Origin of the sequence: Allobosea sp. UC22_33 (assembly GCF_042700715.1) — a bacterium.
Taxonomy (GTDB): domain Bacteria; phylum Pseudomonadota; class Alphaproteobacteria; order Rhizobiales; family Beijerinckiaceae; genus Allobosea.
Window position 1 is genome coordinate 5,286,317 of the sequence record NZ_CP170556.1, and the last position, 14,768, is coordinate 5,301,084.

At 68.6% G+C, this 14,768-nt stretch carries 13 protein-coding genes and 1 riboswitch; of the genes, 10 read left to right on the forward strand and 3 right to left on the reverse strand.

Features of this window, described 5'->3' with window-relative positions:
* Positions 1-122: 122 nt before the first annotated feature.
* The gene (locus ACFJGT_RS25585) at positions 123-1,715 is read right to left on the reverse strand and encodes an ABC transporter substrate-binding protein (RefSeq protein WP_377844203.1); all 1,593 of its coding nucleotides are present in this window, start codon (positions 1,713-1,715) and stop codon (positions 123-125) included.
* A gap of 25 nt (positions 1,716-1,740) precedes the next feature.
* The gene (locus ACFJGT_RS25590) at positions 1,741-2,277 is read right to left on the reverse strand and encodes a MarR family winged helix-turn-helix transcriptional regulator (protein WP_377844206.1); all 537 of its coding nucleotides are present in this window, start codon (positions 2,275-2,277) and stop codon (positions 1,741-1,743) included.
* Between the two features lie 141 nt (positions 2,278-2,418).
* Between ACFJGT_RS25590 and ACFJGT_RS25595 the strand changes: the two genes are divergently transcribed.
* From ACFJGT_RS25595 to ACFJGT_RS25640, 10 genes are all read left to right on the forward strand, one after another.
* The gene (locus ACFJGT_RS25595; RefSeq protein ID WP_377844208.1) at positions 2,419-3,120 is read left to right on the forward strand and encodes a creatininase family protein; all 702 of its coding nucleotides are present in this window, start codon (positions 2,419-2,421) and stop codon (positions 3,118-3,120) included.
* 22 nt (positions 3,121-3,142) lie between these two features.
* The gene (locus tag ACFJGT_RS25600) at positions 3,143-4,117 is read left to right on the forward strand and encodes an ABC transporter permease (protein WP_377844210.1); all 975 of its coding nucleotides are present in this window, start codon (positions 3,143-3,145) and stop codon (positions 4,115-4,117) included.
* Positions 4,114-4,992, forward strand: a complete 879-nt coding sequence (locus ACFJGT_RS25605; protein WP_377844213.1) for an ABC transporter permease — start codon at positions 4,114-4,116, stop codon at positions 4,990-4,992. The genes ACFJGT_RS25600 and ACFJGT_RS25605 overlap by 4 nt, the downstream gene beginning before the upstream one ends.
* Positions 4,989-6,701, forward strand: a complete 1,713-nt coding sequence (locus tag ACFJGT_RS25610) for a dipeptide ABC transporter ATP-binding protein (RefSeq protein WP_377844215.1) — start codon at positions 4,989-4,991, stop codon at positions 6,699-6,701. The genes ACFJGT_RS25605 and ACFJGT_RS25610 overlap by 4 nt, the downstream gene beginning before the upstream one ends.
* A gap of 11 nt (positions 6,702-6,712) precedes the next feature.
* On the forward strand, positions 6,713-7,618 hold the full coding sequence (locus ACFJGT_RS25615) for a polysaccharide deacetylase (protein WP_377844217.1): 906 nt from the start codon (positions 6,713-6,715) through the stop codon (positions 7,616-7,618).
* A gap of 1,198 nt (positions 7,619-8,816) precedes the next feature.
* The gene (locus ACFJGT_RS25620) at positions 8,817-9,920 is read left to right on the forward strand and encodes an OmpA family protein (RefSeq protein ID WP_377844219.1); all 1,104 of its coding nucleotides are present in this window, start codon (positions 8,817-8,819) and stop codon (positions 9,918-9,920) included.
* A 110-nt stretch (positions 9,921-10,030) separates the two neighbouring features.
* A complete protein-coding gene (locus ACFJGT_RS25625; protein ID WP_377844221.1) occupies positions 10,031-10,309 on the forward strand; it encodes a hypothetical protein in 279 nt (92 codons plus the stop codon).
* 48 nt (positions 10,310-10,357) lie between these two features.
* Complete coding sequence (locus ACFJGT_RS25630) at positions 10,358-10,555, forward strand: hypothetical protein (protein WP_377844223.1); 198 nt, start codon at positions 10,358-10,360, stop codon at positions 10,553-10,555.
* A 71-nt stretch (positions 10,556-10,626) separates the two neighbouring features.
* Positions 10,627-10,731, forward strand: a riboswitch (TPP riboswitch).
* Between the two features lie 80 nt (positions 10,732-10,811).
* Complete coding sequence (gene thiC, locus ACFJGT_RS25635) at positions 10,812-12,689, forward strand: phosphomethylpyrimidine synthase ThiC (RefSeq protein WP_377844225.1); 1,878 nt, start codon at positions 10,812-10,814, stop codon at positions 12,687-12,689.
* A complete protein-coding gene (locus tag ACFJGT_RS25640; RefSeq protein ID WP_377844227.1) occupies positions 12,686-13,426 on the forward strand; it encodes a hydroxyethylthiazole kinase in 741 nt (246 codons plus the stop codon). The genes thiC and ACFJGT_RS25640 overlap by 4 nt, the downstream gene beginning before the upstream one ends.
* Before the next feature lie 186 nt (positions 13,427-13,612).
* Here the strand turns inward: ACFJGT_RS25640 and ACFJGT_RS25645 are convergent, their stop codons facing one another.
* Entirely contained in the window at positions 13,613-14,482 is an 870-nt protein-coding gene (locus ACFJGT_RS25645; RefSeq protein WP_377844229.1) for a hypothetical protein, read from the reverse strand.
* Positions 14,483-14,768 lie beyond the last annotated feature (286 nt).

A 14,768-nucleotide genomic window follows, 5' to 3' on the forward strand; every position in this document is an offset into this window, starting at 1 on the left:
GCGAAGCAGGCCGTCATGCTCGCCCCGGTGGCGAGCATCCACGTCTTGAACACCGAACCGGGGCGTCAAGCGAAGGCGTGGATGGTCGGGGCGGGCCCGACCGTGACGCGAAGGCGGTCCCGTTACTTCCTGGTGGGCTTAATGTCCATCGCCAGCGTGTCCTCGTCGACGCGCGGCGAGATCGTCACCTTGTCCTTCTGCATCGCCCAGGCCGAGCCGACGGCGGCGATCGGCAGGCGCGGCCGGTCCTTGGCGACGATCGCGGCGGCGTCGGACAGCATCTGGTTGCGCTTGGCCTCGTCCATCTCGACGGCTGCGTCCTCGATCAGCTTGTCGACCTCGGCATTCTTGTAGCCGAGCACGTTGAAGGCCCCGAGCTTCTTGGCCGGGTCGTTGGAATGGACCACGGAGGAGAGCGTGTAGTTCGCCTCGCCCGTCAGCGTGCCCCAGCCGGACATCGACAGCGAGAAGTCGCCGCGCGTGCGCGCCGGGAAGAACACCGCGCCGGGCTGCGCATTGGCGTTCACCTCGATGCCGATGCGCGCCAGCATCTGCGCAATCGAGGTGCCGACCTGCCGGTCGCCGGGCAGGCGGTCATTGGTGAAGGCGAAGCCGACCTTGAAGCCGTTGGGATAGCCGGCCTCCTCCATCAGCTTCTTCGCCTTGGCGAGATCGGGCTTGAGCGCCGGCAGGCTCTTGTTGAAGCCGGCGATGGTCGGCGTCACCAACTGGTTCGCGGGGGTGCCGAGCCCTTCCATGGCGATCTCCGCCAGCGCCGGCCGGTCGATGGCGAGGTCGATCGCCTCGCGGACCTTCGCGTCCTGCAGGGGATTCTTCGGCAGGGCCGAGCCGTCCTTGGCGCTGACCTGCGGGGACTTGTCCCGCATGTCGAGCTCCATGTTGAAGAGATAGACGCTCTCGATCGTCGCGACAGAGAGCTTGGCGTCGCGCTTCAGCGTCGGCACGTCGGAGGCCGGCGCGCGCACGATGATGTCGACCTGCCCTGCCTTGAGCTGCGCGACGCGGGCGGCGTCGTTCGGCAGCTCCTTGCGCACGACCTTGGCCCAGGGTTCCTTCGCGCCCCAGTAGCCGTCGAAGCGGTCCAGCACCATCTGGTCCTTCGGCGTCCAGGAGACGAACTTGTACGGGCCGGTGCCGATAGCGGCCTTGCCGGAATTGAAGGCCTCGTTGGCACTGTCCTTGGTCAGGCCGGCGGCGGCCTTGTGCGAGACGATGAACAGCCGGATGAAATCGTTCGGCAGGTTCGGCGCCGGCCCGTCGGTGACGATATGGACCGTCAGCGGATCGATGATCTTCACCTCCTTGACGCGCCGGACATAGATCGTCGTCGGGTTCGGGCCCGCGACGACCGGAATGCGCTCGATCGAGAACTTCACGTCCTCGGCGGTGAAGTCGGAGCCGTCATGGAACTTGACGCCGGGGCGCAGCTTGAACTCCCAGACCGTCGGCTCCAGCGTCTTCCAGCTCATCGCGAGGCGCGGCTCGATCTGGAGCTTGTCGCCGGACCAGGTCAGCGTATCGAAGACATGCTTCAGCGCCTCGGCATGAGTGCCGGTCGCGGTGAAATGCGGGTCGATCGATTCCGGACCGGCGCGGACGCCGATCGTCAGCGTCTGCGCCAGAGCGCCGGTCGAGACGGTGGCGCCGAGCAGGGCGGCGAAGGCGGCTAGGCGGAAGCTCTTCACGATCGTCATGACGGTATCCCCTGTTTTTCTATGGTTATGACTGGAGTTCCTGAGGCCAGGCGGGCGAGGCGATGACGAGCTTGTCCATCAGGGCGCAGAGCTGCCGCTGCTCGTCCGCGCTGAGGGCGGCCAGCATCGCCGTCTGGTGCTCGACCATCGGCACCATGGTCTCGTCGAAGATCTTGCGGCCTGCCGGCGTGAGATGGAGGACATAGCTGCGCAGGTCGGCCGGATCGGTCTCGCGCTTGAGCAGGCGCCGCTGCAGCAGCTTCTGCACGGCGCGCGACAGCGTGTTCTTCGGCAGCCCGGAGGATGCCACGATGTTCTTGGCGGCGACGCCCTCCTTCAGCCCCACCGCATAGAGCGCGACGAATTCGGGCCGCACGAGCCCGTAGCGCGTCTCGATCCAGCGATAGACCGGGTCGTTGAAGCGGAAGGCGACGAAGTTCAGCCGGAAGGAGAGCCAGCAGGGATTGTCCCAGAGCTTGGTCACGGTCAGCGGGTCGAGATCGGCGAGCGCGGTCTCGCGCTCCGGATCGACGCGGGAAGGAGAGGTCGGCGCGCGTCGCATCGGGGAAACCTCTCGACCGATTTAGTTCCAAATGGAACTTGACGCTCCCTGACGCCGGAGTCAAGGATGCCTGTGGCGAGGTGGTCAGGGCTGCCTGCCGGGATTGTCTACCGCTTGGGAAAGCGAAGCAAGGATCGCGCCGTGCGTGTCGCCGATTTGAACTGGATGCAGATCGAGGCCCAGGCGAAGCGGGACGACCGCTGCGTCCTGCCGCTCGGCAGCGTCGAGCAGCATGCCTATTTGAGCCTCGCGACCGATGTCATCCTGTCCGAGCGCGTGGCGCAGGAGGCGGCCGAGCCGCTCGGCATTCCGGTCTTTCCGGTCCTGGCCTATGGCCTGACGCCGGGCTTCCTGAATTTCCCCGGCAGCATCTCGCTGAAGCTCAGCACCTATGCCGCCCTGCTCGGCGACATCTTCGACGGTCTTTATCGCTCGGGCTTCCGCCGCATCGTCCTGGTCAACGGCCATGGCGGCAATTCGCCGGCTCTCAACTTCGCGACCGAATGGCTGGATGCGCATCCCGATGCCAGCATCCGCCTGCACAATTGGTGGGCGGCGCCGCAATTCCAGGCGGCGGTCCAGGCGGTCGATCCGGCGGCCTCGCATGCGTCCTGGATGGAAAACTTTCCCTGGACGCGGCTCGCCGGCGTCGCGATGCCGGAGACGCTGAAGCCGCCCTTCAATGCCGCCGAGTATCAGGCCGCGAGCCCGGCCAAGCGCCGCGAAATCCTCGGCGACGGCAATTTCCACGGTCTCTATCAACGGCCCGACGAGGAGATGCTCAGGCTCTGGCAGGTCGGCGTCGAGGAGACGCGGGCCGTGATGGTGGAGAACTGGCCGTGAGGCCGCGCCGGAAACTCCATCGATGCTAGGCCACGTCGCCTCCCGGCTGGCGCAGGCGCTCGTCGTCATGCTCGTCATGTCGGTGCTGGTCTTCGTCGGCGTCTATGCGATCGGGAACCCGATCGACGTGCTGATCGGCCCCGATGTCAGCCAGGAACTGCGCCTCCAGACCATCGCCCAATACGGGCTCGACCGGCCGCTCTGGGAGCAGTACCTGACCTTCCTCGGCCGCGTGCTGCAGGGCGATTTCGGCCGCTCCTTCGTTTTCGGCATGCCGGTGATGGACCTGATCCTGTCGCGCCTTCCGGCGACGCTGGAACTGACGCTGATCGCGGTCTGCGGCGCGGCGCTGATCGGCATTCCCGCCGGAATATATGCCGGCTACCGGCCGGACAGCGTCGCCTCGAAGCTGATCATGACGGTCTCGATCCTCGGCTTTTCCGTACCGACCTTCTGGATCGGCCTCGTGCTGATCATGGCCTTCGCCGTCGAATTGCAATGGCTGCCGGCGGGAGGGCGCGGCGAGACCGTCCCGATCTTCGGCGTCGCGTGGAGCTTCCTGACGCTGAACGGCCTGAGCCATCTGCTACTACCCGCGCTGAACCTCGCCTTCTTCAAGCTGGCCCTGATGACGCGTCTCGCGAGGGCCGGCACGCGCGAGACCATGCTCTCCGACACCGTGAAATTCGCCCGCGCCGCCGGCCTCTCCGAATGGACCGTGCTGCGCCGCCATGTGCTGCGCCTGATCGCGATTCCGCTCGTCACCGTCTTCGGCCTCGAATTCGCCTCGACGCTCGCCTTCGCCGTGGTCACCGAGACGATCTTCTCCTGGCCGGGCATCGGCAAGCTGATCATCGACTCGATCCAGTCGCTCGACCGGCCGGTGATGGTCGCCTACCTGATGCTCGTCGCCTTCGTCTTCATCACCATCAATTTCCTCGTCGACCTCGCCTATGTCGGGCTCGATCCGCGGTTGCGGAAGGGAGGCGCGCGATGACGGACGCCTCTCCCGTCGCCCGCTTCTGGGCCGAGTTCCGCGAGAGCAGGACCGCGGTCATCGCGCTCGCCGTCGTCGTCCTGATCATCGGCGTCGCGCTGCTGGCACCGCTCGTAGCGCCGCAGAACCCTTACGACCTCGCCAATCTCTCGCTCTCCGATGCGCGCCGCCCGCCGGGCTATGTCGGCGAGGGCGGCTATACGCATTGGCTCGGCACCGACGCGCAGGGCCGCGACCTGCTCTCCGCGATCCTCTACGGCCTGCGCATTTCCCTGCAGATGGGGCTGGTGGCGGGCGCCATCGCCTTCACGCTCGGCGTCTCGCTCGGCATCGGCGCCGCCTATGTCGGCGGGCGCCGCGAGGCTTTCATCATGCGCGTCATCGACCTGCAGCTCGCTTTCCCGGCGATCCTGCTGGCGCTGGTGCTCTCGGCCTTGCTGGGGCAGGGCAAGATGCAGCTCATCGCCGCGCTCGCCGCCGCGCAATACGCCTATTTCGCCCGCACGGCCCATGGCGCAGCCTCGGCCGAGCGCGGCAAGGACTATGTCGAGGCGGTGCTCTCGACGCCTCTGCCGGCCTGGCGCGTCGTGCTGCGTCATATCTTTCCGAACTGCCTGCCGCCCCTGATCGTCGTCGCGACCGTGCAGGTGGCCAATGCCATCGCATTGGAGGCGACGCTCTCCTTCCTCGGCGTCGGCTTGCCGGTGACCGAGCCTTCGCTCGGCATGCTGATCGCGAACGGTTTCCAGTACATGCTGTCCGGCCGCTACTGGATCTCGATCTATCCGGGCATCGCGCTGATCGTGCTGATCGTCGCGATCAACCTCGTCGGCGACCGCATCCGCGATCAGGTCAATCCGAGGCTGAAGCGATGAGCGAGGCGCCTCTCCTCCAGGTCACGAACCTTGCCACCCATTTCCACGCCCGCGCCGGCGTGGTGAAGGCGGTCGACGGCGTTTCCTTCGCGCTGAAGCGCGGCGAGGTCATGGGCCTCGTCGGCGAATCCGGCTCGGGCAAGAGCATCACCGGCTTCTCGATCATCGGCCTGATCGATCCGCCCGGCCGCGTCGAGACCGGCTCCTCGGTCAAGCTGGAAGGGCGCGAACTCGTCGGACTGGCTCCGTCCGATCTGCGAAAAATCCGCGGCAAGCAGATCTCGATGGTCTTCCAGGACCCGATGATGACGCTGAACCCGATGCTGACCATCGGCACGCAGATCAGGCTCGCCCTGGAGGCGCATGAGACGGTCTCCAGCGCCGAGGCGCGCCGCCGCGCCATTGCGGCGCTGGCGCAGGTCCGCATTCCCGACGCGGAGGCCAAGGTCGATTTCTACCCGCATCAGTTCTCCGGCGGCATGCGCCAGCGCGTCGCCATCGCCATCGCCCTGCTGCACCGGCCGAAGCTGATCATCTGCGACGAGCCCACGACCGCGCTCGACGTCTCCGTGCAGGCCGAGATCCTCGCCGAGATGAAGGAGCTGGTCGCCGAGCTCGGCACGGCGCTGATCTGGATCAGCCACGACCTCGCCGTCGTCGCCTCGCTCGCCGACCATGTCTGCGTCATGCGGCACGGCAGGATCGTCGAGGCCGGGTCGACACTCGATGTCCTGACCCATCCACAGCATCCCTATACGCGGTCGCTCCTCGACGCGCTGCCCTCGCGCTCCGCGCCCGGCAAGTTGCTCGCCGGCGGCGTCGGCGCCGATGTCGCGCCGCCGCCGCGCGCTGTGAAACAGGCGCCGCCCGTCGTGGCGGATGCCGTGCACTATGTCCGCATCGAGCATGTCGCCAAGCGCTTCGCCCAGACACCTGGCCTGTTCCGCAAGCTCGCCCAGAAGGCCGGCCTGTCGAAGGCGCCGGCAGCGGTTCAGGCGGTCGACGATGTCACGCTGGTGCTGAAGCGCGGCGAGGCGCTCGGCCTCGTCGGCGAATCCGGCTCCGGCAAGTCGACGCTCGGGCGCGTCGCCGCCGGCATCTATGCGCCCGACAGCGGTTCCGTCCGCATCGACGGCGCGCCCGTGATGAGTGCGGGAGACAACCCGCACAAGGTCACGACGCGTGTCCAGACGATCTTCCAGGACCCCTTCGCCTCGCTCAACCCGCGCATGAGGGTGGGGGACAGCATTGCCGAGGGGCCGTTGGCCCATGGCTTGATCGAGCGGGCGCAGGCCAAGGATTACGTCCGGCAATGGCTGGCCGCAGTCGGGCTCGATCCCGATTTCGCGGACCGCTACCCGCATCAGTTCTCAGGCGGCCAGCGCCAGCGCGTCGCCATCGCCCGCGCGCTCGCGATGCAGCCCGACGTCATCGTCTGCGACGAGCCGGTCGCCTCGCTCGATGTCTCGATCCAGGCGCAGATCATCAACCTGCTGATCAGGCTTCGGCAGGAACTCGACCTGACGCTGATCTTCATCTCGCACGACCTCTCGGTCGTCCGCCATCTCTGCGACCGCGTCGCCATCATGTATCGCGGCAGGATCGTCGAGAGCGGCCCGGCCGGCGCGGTCTACGACCATCCGCAGCACGACTACACCAAGCGCCTGCTCGCCGCCGTGCCGGTGCTGCCGGGCACGACGACGACCTGAGGAGAGCCGCCATGACGAGCCAGACCGATGAACTCCTGCCCTGGCAATGGCCGGAAGAGGTCTGGCGCGGCAAGGTCGAGCAGGTTCGCGCCGGCCGCAACCTCAAGCCCGCGAGATGGAAGAACGGCGCCCGTTGCGCGGTCGCGCTTTCCTTCGACGTCGACCACGAGACCAACGAGTTGCGCGACGGCGGCAAATCGGTCGGGCGCCTCTCCTGGGGCCAGTATGGCAACCGCGTCGGCGTGCCCCGGATCCTCGATCTGCTGAAGCGGCAGGATATCCCGGCGAGCTTTTTCGTGCCGGCCGTCACCGCTCTGCTCTATCCGGAAGAGCAGCGCCGCATCATCGGCGCCGGCCACGAGATCGGCCTCCATGGCTGGATCCACGAGGTCAACACGGCGGTGCCGCCCGAAAACGAGCGCGAGCTGCATCTGCGCTCGGCCGATACGCTGGAGAAGGTCACCGGCATCCGCCCGGTCGGCATGCGCACGCCGTCCTGGGATTTCTCCGACGTGACGCTCGCGATCGAGCGCGAGCTCGGCCTGCTCTACGATTCCTCGCTCTTCGCCGATGACGATCCCTATGAGATCGTCGAGAAGGGCGAGCCGACCGGCATCGTCGAACTGCCGGTCGAATGGATTCGCGACGACGCGCCCTATCTCAGCATGAACCGCTTCCAGGGCTTGAGGCCTTATACGTCGCCGGAAGCGGTCTTCGATATCTTCCGCCGCGAGTTCGAGGGCGCCTATGCCGAGGGCGGGCTCTTCCTGCTGACCATGCACCCGCATGTCATCACCTATCGCTCGCGCTTCTGGATCCTTGAGGAACTGGTCCGCCTCGCCAAGGCGAAGGGCGATTGCTGGTTCGCGACCCATGCCGAGATCGCGGCCTATGTGAAAGCCGAGGCTGGGCTCTAACGCCGCAGCAGCGGAACCGCTGCCCGATTCCTGCCGTTTTCGCTTCATCGCGGGTTCAGGCCACAAGGGGCCTGATACCCGCAGGTTGAAACGAACGACGGGAATAGAGATGCGCACGAAACGCTGGTTGCTGGTCGGGACCGTCCTGCCGGCCCTCGTCCTTTCGCAAGCCGGGCAGGCCTTCGCCGAGGCCGGATACCGGGTCGCCCAGGCTCCCGCCGCCGGAGACGAGGATCCACGCGGGCCACGGCGCCCGCAGCCGCCATCGGGCGCGCAGCCCGGCCAGCGCGGCCCTGAACGGCCGGCCGCTCCCGCGGCGCCCGCTCAGCCGCAGGCCCCGCGTCCGCCGCAGATGCAGCCCGCTCCGGCGGCCCCTCGGGCGCAGCCTCCTGCCATGCCGGCGCCCCAGCCGCGTGCCGAGCCGCCGGCCGCGCGTCCGCAGCCGGAACGCCCTGCCATGCCGCGTGAGGCACCGGCGCCCCGCGCGGCTCCGTCTCCCAGCGAGGCGCCCGCAGCCCGCCCGACGCCCCCGCGCCCGCCAGCCGAGCCGACGGCTCCGACGCCGCCGCGCGCGGCGCCTCAGCCGGTAGCGCCGCCGGCCGCAGCTCCCCAACCGGGCGCTGGCGCGCCGCCCTCGGCGGTTCCGCGCGGTGGTCCGGCCGTTTCGCCTTCGGCTGCACCGACCCAGCCTCGCCCGCCAGTAGCGCCGCCCGCCGCGGCGCCGAGTGCGCCCGCCCAGCCGGGTGCTGGTGCCCGACCTTCGGCTGTTCCGCGTGGTGGTCCGGCCGTTCCGCCCTCGGCGGCACCGGGGCAGCCTCGTCCGCCGGGAACGCCACCTGCGACGGCGCCGACCGCTCCGTCCCAGCCAGGAGCTCCCGCTCAGCCCGGCGCGGGCGCTCCGCCTTCCGCCGTTCCGCGCGGTGGTCCGGCCGTTCCGCCTTCGGCGCAGCCTTCGCAACCGCGTCCGCCGGCCGCCGCGCCCCAACCTGGCGCTCCCGCAACTCCGGCGCTGCCGGGGGCGACGGCTCCCACGCCTCCCCCGCCCGCCGGTGCGGCTCCGGCTCAGCCCACGCGCCCCGCTCCGGGAACGCCTCCGGCTGGAGCCCCCGGCGCTCCCGCTGCGACCCAGCCCGGCACCGCGGCCCCGAATCCGCCCGCAGGCGCCGCGCCGGCTCAGCCGAACCGCCCGGCTCCCGGCATGCCGTCCGGCGGAGCGCCGGGCACGGCGCCACAGCCCGGTGCTGCCGCTCCGGTGCAGCCCGGTGCCGTTCCAGGACAGCCGCCGGTCGGAGGGCCTCCCGGCCAGCCGCCCCAGCGTGATGGCCGCCGCGGCGGCATCTCGCCGGGCGTGGCCGGCGCGATCGGCCTCGGCGCCGGTGTCCTCGGCGGCATCATGGCGACGCAAGGAGCGCAGCGCTTCGAGGATATCCGCAGCCGCCGCGAGGAGCGGCGCGAGGGTGACGTCACCATCATCCGCGAGCCCGGCCGCACCATCATCCGCGACGATGACGGCCGCGCCATCATCCGCCGCGATGAGGACCAGCGCTTCCGCGATCTCGGCTGGCAGGGTCGCTCCGAGCGCCGCGGCGACGAGAACCGCATGGTCTTCGAGCGCCCGGACGGCACGCGGATCGTCACCGTCACGGACGAGGAGGGCCGGCTGCTTCGCCGCACCCGCATCGACCGCGACAACCGCGAGGTGATCATCATCGACAACACGCTGCGGGATCGTCCCGGGCGCTTCGCCGACGATGTCGTCGTGCTGCCGCCGCCGCCGCTGCCGATGCCGCGCGAGCGCTATATCGTCGATGCCGGCCAGGCCGACGAGGCGCTGATCTACGAGACGATCACCGCCCCGCCGATCGCCGCGATCCCGCGCCGCTACACGCTGGACGAGGTCCGCTATTCGCCGGATCTGCGCGCCCGCATGCGCAGCGTCGATGTCGACACGATCAATTTCGACAGCGGCTCCTGGCAGGTGGGCCCGGATCAGGTGCGGCGCCTCTCGGTGCTGGCGGATTCGGTGAAGCGCGCGCTCCAGCGCTCGCCCAACGAGGTCTTCCTCATCGAGGGCCACACCGACGCCGTCGGCGCCGATGTCGACAATCTCTCGCTCTCCGATCGCCGGGCGCAGTCGGTCGCGGAGATCCTGACGCGCGACTTCCAGATCCCGCCGGAGAACCTGACGACTCAGGGCTATGGCGAGCAGTACCTGAAGGTGAATACGCAGGAGGCCGCGCGCGAGAACCGGCGCGTCACGCTCCGGCGCATCACGCCGCTGCTGAGCGGCCAGAACCAGTAACGATCGGGTCGGGCAGCTCTCGGAGCAGCCCCGCTCTTCCGCAGGCGCAGGGAACACCCGTTCCCTGCGCCTGTTTCGTTTGCATGGGATGGCCGAAAGGAGGTATCGCCATGAGAAAGCTCGTTCCGGTTCTGGCCGGGTTGCTCGTCGCGAGTCTGCCGGGAGCGTTGCCGGTGCTAGCGCAGACGGCGCCTCCTCCGGCCAAGCAGCGTGCTCCCGGCGTGCCGCTATCGCCACGGGCGGGAGAAGCCGTGCGTCCGCCGGCGCCCAACAGCGTGGCGCCTCGCGACGAGAAGCGCGGTGCAGGCGAAGGCAAGACGCAGGCTCCCGTCAGGCCCGATCGCGATCCGCCGATGCCGAAGCCCGTACCCTCGATCATCGCACCTTGAAGGGTCGGGTTCAGGATTTGGTAGGGCTGTCCGGCTAGGGTGCCTGCCATGAGCGACGCCGTTTCCCTTGCCCGCAGCATTGTCTCGATGCAGGCCGATTCGACCCGGCAGGCGCTCTCCATCGAGATGCTCAAGCAGAATGCGCAGGCCGAGCAAGGCGTTCTCGCCATGCTCCAGCAGAGCGTCGAGCAGACCCAAGCCGTGCTGCCGGCCGGGCAGGGCGCGCTGGTCGACCGGACCGCCTGAGCCATTCCTCCCAGTCCTATCGGAGCTTCGCACAGCCCGTTGCCAATCGGCGGCGCTGCGCCTAACCTCGTCCTCGTTCCGAGGGGTGCCCGCAAGGGCTGAGACGGCTTTCGAAGCTGAACCCATCGAACCTGATCCGGGTCATACCGGCGGAGGGACTGGAACGCGATCGCAGGGCGCAAAGCCTTGCCCGCAGACAGCGACTGAACCGCTTCGACGCCGGATCTCCTGACCTGTACCAAGGAGGAGATCCCCCATGAATGCCCACACCAAACCCCAGAAGAACAGCGTCAAGACCGCCCCCCAAAGCGTCACGACCGGGCCGATCATCGGCTCGCGCAAAATCTATGTCGCCGCGCCCGAGCATCCGCAGATGCGCGTGCCCTTCCGCGAGGTGGTCCTGACCACCGATGCCGAGCCGCCGGTGCGCCTCTATGATCCCAGCGGTCCCTTCACCGAGACCGACGCGAAAATCGATCTCAATGCCGGTCTGGTCCAGCCGCGCCGCGCCTGGCTCGACGCGCGCGGTTTCGAGCAGGTCGCGGGACGCACCGTCACCGCCGCCGATAACGGCCACATCTCAGCCGACCAGCTCGTGCCCGCCTGCCCGGCGCAGCGCCCGATCCTGCAGGCCAAGCCCGGCCAGCTGACGACGCAATACGAGTTCGCCAAGGCCGGGATCATCACGCCCGAGATGATCTATGTCGCCCATCGCGAGAATCTCGGCCGCGCCGCCATGCTGGAGGGCGCGCGGGAGCGTCATGCCGATGGCGAGAGCTTCGGTGCCAATGTGCCGGAATTCGTCACTCCGGAATTCGTCCGCGAGGAGATCGCGCGCGGCCGGGCCATCATCCCCGCCAACATCAACCATCCCGAGTTGGAGCCGATGGCGATCGGCCGTAACTTCCTGGTCAAGATCAACGCCAATATCGGCAACTCGGCGGTGACCTCCGGCGCGGCCGAAGAGGTCGAGAAGCTGGTCTGGGCGATCCGCTGGGGCGCCGACACGGTGATGGACCTCTCCACCGGCCGCAACATCCACAACATCCGCTCGTGGATTCTGCGCAACTCGCCGGTCCCGATCGGCACGGTGCCGATCTACCAGGCGCTGGAAAAGGTCGGCGGCGATCCGATCAAGCTCGACTGGGAGGTGTTCAAGGACACGCTGATCGAGCAGGCCGAGCAGGGCGTCGACTATTTCACCATCCATGCCGGCGTGCGTCTCCCCTACGTCCCGCTGACCGCCAATCGCGTCACCGGCATCGTCTCGCGCGGCGGCTCGATCATGGCGCGCTGGTGCCTGGCGCATCACCGCGAGAGCTTCCTCTACGAGCGTTTCGAAGAGATCTGCGAGATCATGCGCCGCTACGACGTTTCGTTCTCGCTGGGCGACGGCCTGCGTCCGGGCTCGATCGCCGATGCCAATGACCGCGCCCAGTTCGCCGAGCTGGAGACGCTGGGGGAGCTCACCAAGATCGCCTGGGACAAGGGCTGCCAGGTCATGATCGAGGGCCCCGGCCATGTGCCGATGCACAAGATCAAGGAGAACATGGACAAGCAGCTGCGCGAGTGCGGCGAGGCGCCGTTCTACACGCTCGGACCGCTGACGACCGACATCGCGCCGGGCTACGACCACATCACCTCCGGCATCGGTGCGGCGATGATCGGCTGGTACGGCTGCGCCATGCTCTGCTACGTCACGCCGAAGGAGCATCTCGGTCTCCCCAACCGCGACGACGTCAAGACCGGCGTCATCACCTATCGGATCGCCGCCCATGCCGCCGATCTCGCCAAGGGCCATCCGGCCGCGAAAATCCGCGACGACGCGGTCTCCCGCGCCCGTTTCGACTTCCGCTGGGAGGACCAGTTCAACCTGGCGCTCGACCCCGACACGGCCCGCGAGTTCCACGACGAGACCCTGCCGAAGGACGCCCACAAGGTCGCGCATTTCTGCTCGATGTGCGGGCCGAAATTCTGCTCGATGAAGATCACGCAGGACCTGCGCGCCGAGGTGCTGGCGATGAGCGACAACGAGCGCGCGAGCCTTGAAGCTATGGCAGCGGAAGGCATGGCGGCCAAGTCGAAGGAATTCCTCGACAAGGGCGGGAGTATCTATCTACCTGCTGCTGAATGAGCGCTTTCAGCGAAAAGCTCGACGCAGGCAGCGTCGCATCGATCCTCGCGCGGGTGGCCAGGCGCCGCCCGCGCGTCCACTGCCTGACCAATACGGTGGCGCAGAACGTCACCGCCAACATCCTGCTGGCCGTCGGGGCGGTGCCCTCGATGGCCAGCCATCCCGACGAGGTCGAGGCCGTTGCGGCCGGAGCGGGCGCGATCCTGATCAATCTCGGCACGCTCAGCCTCGAAGGCGAGCGCGCCATTCCCAAGCTCGTCGGCGTTGCGCGGGAGCGCCTGATACCGCTGGTGCTCGACCCGGTCTTCGTCGAGCTCTCGCCGTTGCGGCTGCGTCTGGTCGGCGACGTACTCGCCCTGTTCGACGTGCTGGTGCGCGGCAATGCCACGGAAATGGCGACGCTGGAGCCGCTTTTCGCGCTGCGGCGCGACATCGTGCGCGTCACCACCGGCGCGGTCGACCGGATCGAGACGGAAGACCGGGCCCTGGCGGTCGCGCATGGCCATGAATTGATGAGCAGGGTGACCGGGCTCGGCTGCGCCTCGAGCGCGCTGGTGGCCGCCTGCCGGGCGGTCGAGCCCGATCCGGCGATCGCGGCCGCGGCGGCGCTGACCGCCTATGGCATCGCCGGCGAGATCGCGGTCGAGCGTGCGGCCGGACCGGGCAGCTTCGCGATGCACCTTATCGATGCGCTGGCCGGGCTCGATGAGGCCGGGCTTGCGAAGCGGATGGGCTGAAGCTGTCATCCCGCACGCGCTGCGGCACGTCAGTGCTGCTGCGCAGATGCGGGACCGTGCGCAGGAAAAGGCGCCCTCTCGTGCAGGACGCGCGCTTTCGCTTGAAAGGCGCCCTCTCGTCATGCGGTCCCGTGTCTGCGCAGCGGCATTTCATGCCGCAGCGCGCACGGGATGACGCTCTGCCCGCTACTGCGTCGGCGCCAGCGGCAGCGGCGCGGGCTTCGGTCGCGGCTTCGGCTTGGCGGCAGGCTTCGGCTCGGTATTGAGCCCGAGCCGGGCACGCAGCGAGGCGGCCCGCGCCTCGGTGATCCGCGCGCCGCAGAAGCCGAACTGGCCCTCGCGCTGGAAATCGCGGCAGATCGTCTCGCGCTCGGCCGAGAACCCGGCCTGCTCGCGCGCGATCACGCGCTGCTCGACGGCGTCGGATTTGGCCGTCAGCGTCCGATAGCCCTCGCGTACGGCGCGTTCGGCGCTGCCGCGGGCCTTCTCGATCTCCTTGGCTTGGCCTGCGACCACACGCGCATCGGGCCCCCAGAGCCCGCGCGGATCGATCCGGCATTGCGCGGCCTGCACAACGCAGGGCTCGGCCGGCTCGACCACGAGGAAGGCACCGTCGAGCACGTCGAAGACGATCGGGCAGATCGAGGCTTCCAGCTTGTAGCGGGGAACGCCGGCCGGACGCCCGAGCGGGGTGACCGGGACGGGCGCATCGCCGAAGGAGACGGCGCAGGGATCGACCAGGTTCGTGCTCTGGAAACCGTCGAGATTGAGCTTGAGGCCATAGCCCGTCGCCGTCTTCGAGAAGACCGCCTCGCCGTGATTGCCGTGGCGATGCAGGGCCTTGCCGAGAATGGCATCCTCGCCGGCGATCTTGATGGCGGGCATGCTCGGCGGCTTCGGTGCGGCCGGAGCGCCGGGCTGGGAAGGCGCGGCCTGCTGGGTTCCCGGCGCGTTGAACGGCTGGGCGCCCGGCAGTTGCAGCGGCTGGGCGAGCGCCGCGGTCGCGGCCGAAGCGAGGGCCAGCGCGGCGAGGATGAGGCGCGTCGGTCGTGTCATGGCGGCCCAGTGAAGCCGGAACGGCCTTTCTGCATGCAGGCGCGGGCAAGCTGACGCAAGGACGGGAAGGCCACACTCGGCGGGAAAGCGTGTCGCGGTGGCAATTCGGCCGGCGCTCCCGATTCTTAATCGGCTCGCCTGTCTTGCAAGGGGTGGAACACCCTCACTATATACGCCGCCAAGGGGCGGTTTAACCACCGTCAAACGTGGAATGCCGGTTTCGTTCGCCGCTGAAGCGGGGGCGATCCGGTCCATGGGCCGGCAGGCGGCGCACAAACGTCGCAGG

Coding starts and splice junctions, on each gene's coding strand:
- ACFJGT_RS25645 (WP_377844229.1), bottom strand. CDS start 14,482: ATGACACGACCGACGCGCCTCATCCTCGCCGCGCTGGCCCTCGCTTCG.
- thiC (WP_377844225.1), top strand. CDS start 10,812: ATGAATGCCCACACCAAACCCCAGAAGAACAGCGTCAAGACCGCCCCC.
- ACFJGT_RS25605 (WP_377844213.1), top strand. CDS start 4,114: ATGACGGACGCCTCTCCCGTCGCCCGCTTCTGGGCCGAGTTCCGCGAG.
- ACFJGT_RS25600 (WP_377844210.1), top strand. CDS start 3,143: ATGCTAGGCCACGTCGCCTCCCGGCTGGCGCAGGCGCTCGTCGTCATG.
- ACFJGT_RS25630 (WP_377844223.1), top strand. CDS start 10,358: ATGAGCGACGCCGTTTCCCTTGCCCGCAGCATTGTCTCGATGCAGGCC.
- ACFJGT_RS25590 (WP_377844206.1), bottom strand. CDS start 2,277: ATGCGACGCGCGCCGACCTCTCCTTCCCGCGTCGATCCGGAGCGCGAG.
- ACFJGT_RS25585 (WP_377844203.1), bottom strand. CDS start 1,715: ATGACGATCGTGAAGAGCTTCCGCCTAGCCGCCTTCGCCGCCCTGCTC.
- ACFJGT_RS25610 (WP_377844215.1), top strand. CDS start 4,989: ATGAGCGAGGCGCCTCTCCTCCAGGTCACGAACCTTGCCACCCATTTC.
- ACFJGT_RS25640 (WP_377844227.1), top strand. CDS start 12,686: ATGAGCGCTTTCAGCGAAAAGCTCGACGCAGGCAGCGTCGCATCGATC.
- ACFJGT_RS25620 (WP_377844219.1), top strand. CDS start 8,817: ATGCCGTCCGGCGGAGCGCCGGGCACGGCGCCACAGCCCGGTGCTGCC.
- ACFJGT_RS25615 (WP_377844217.1), top strand. CDS start 6,713: ATGACGAGCCAGACCGATGAACTCCTGCCCTGGCAATGGCCGGAAGAG.
- ACFJGT_RS25625 (WP_377844221.1), top strand. CDS start 10,031: ATGAGAAAGCTCGTTCCGGTTCTGGCCGGGTTGCTCGTCGCGAGTCTG.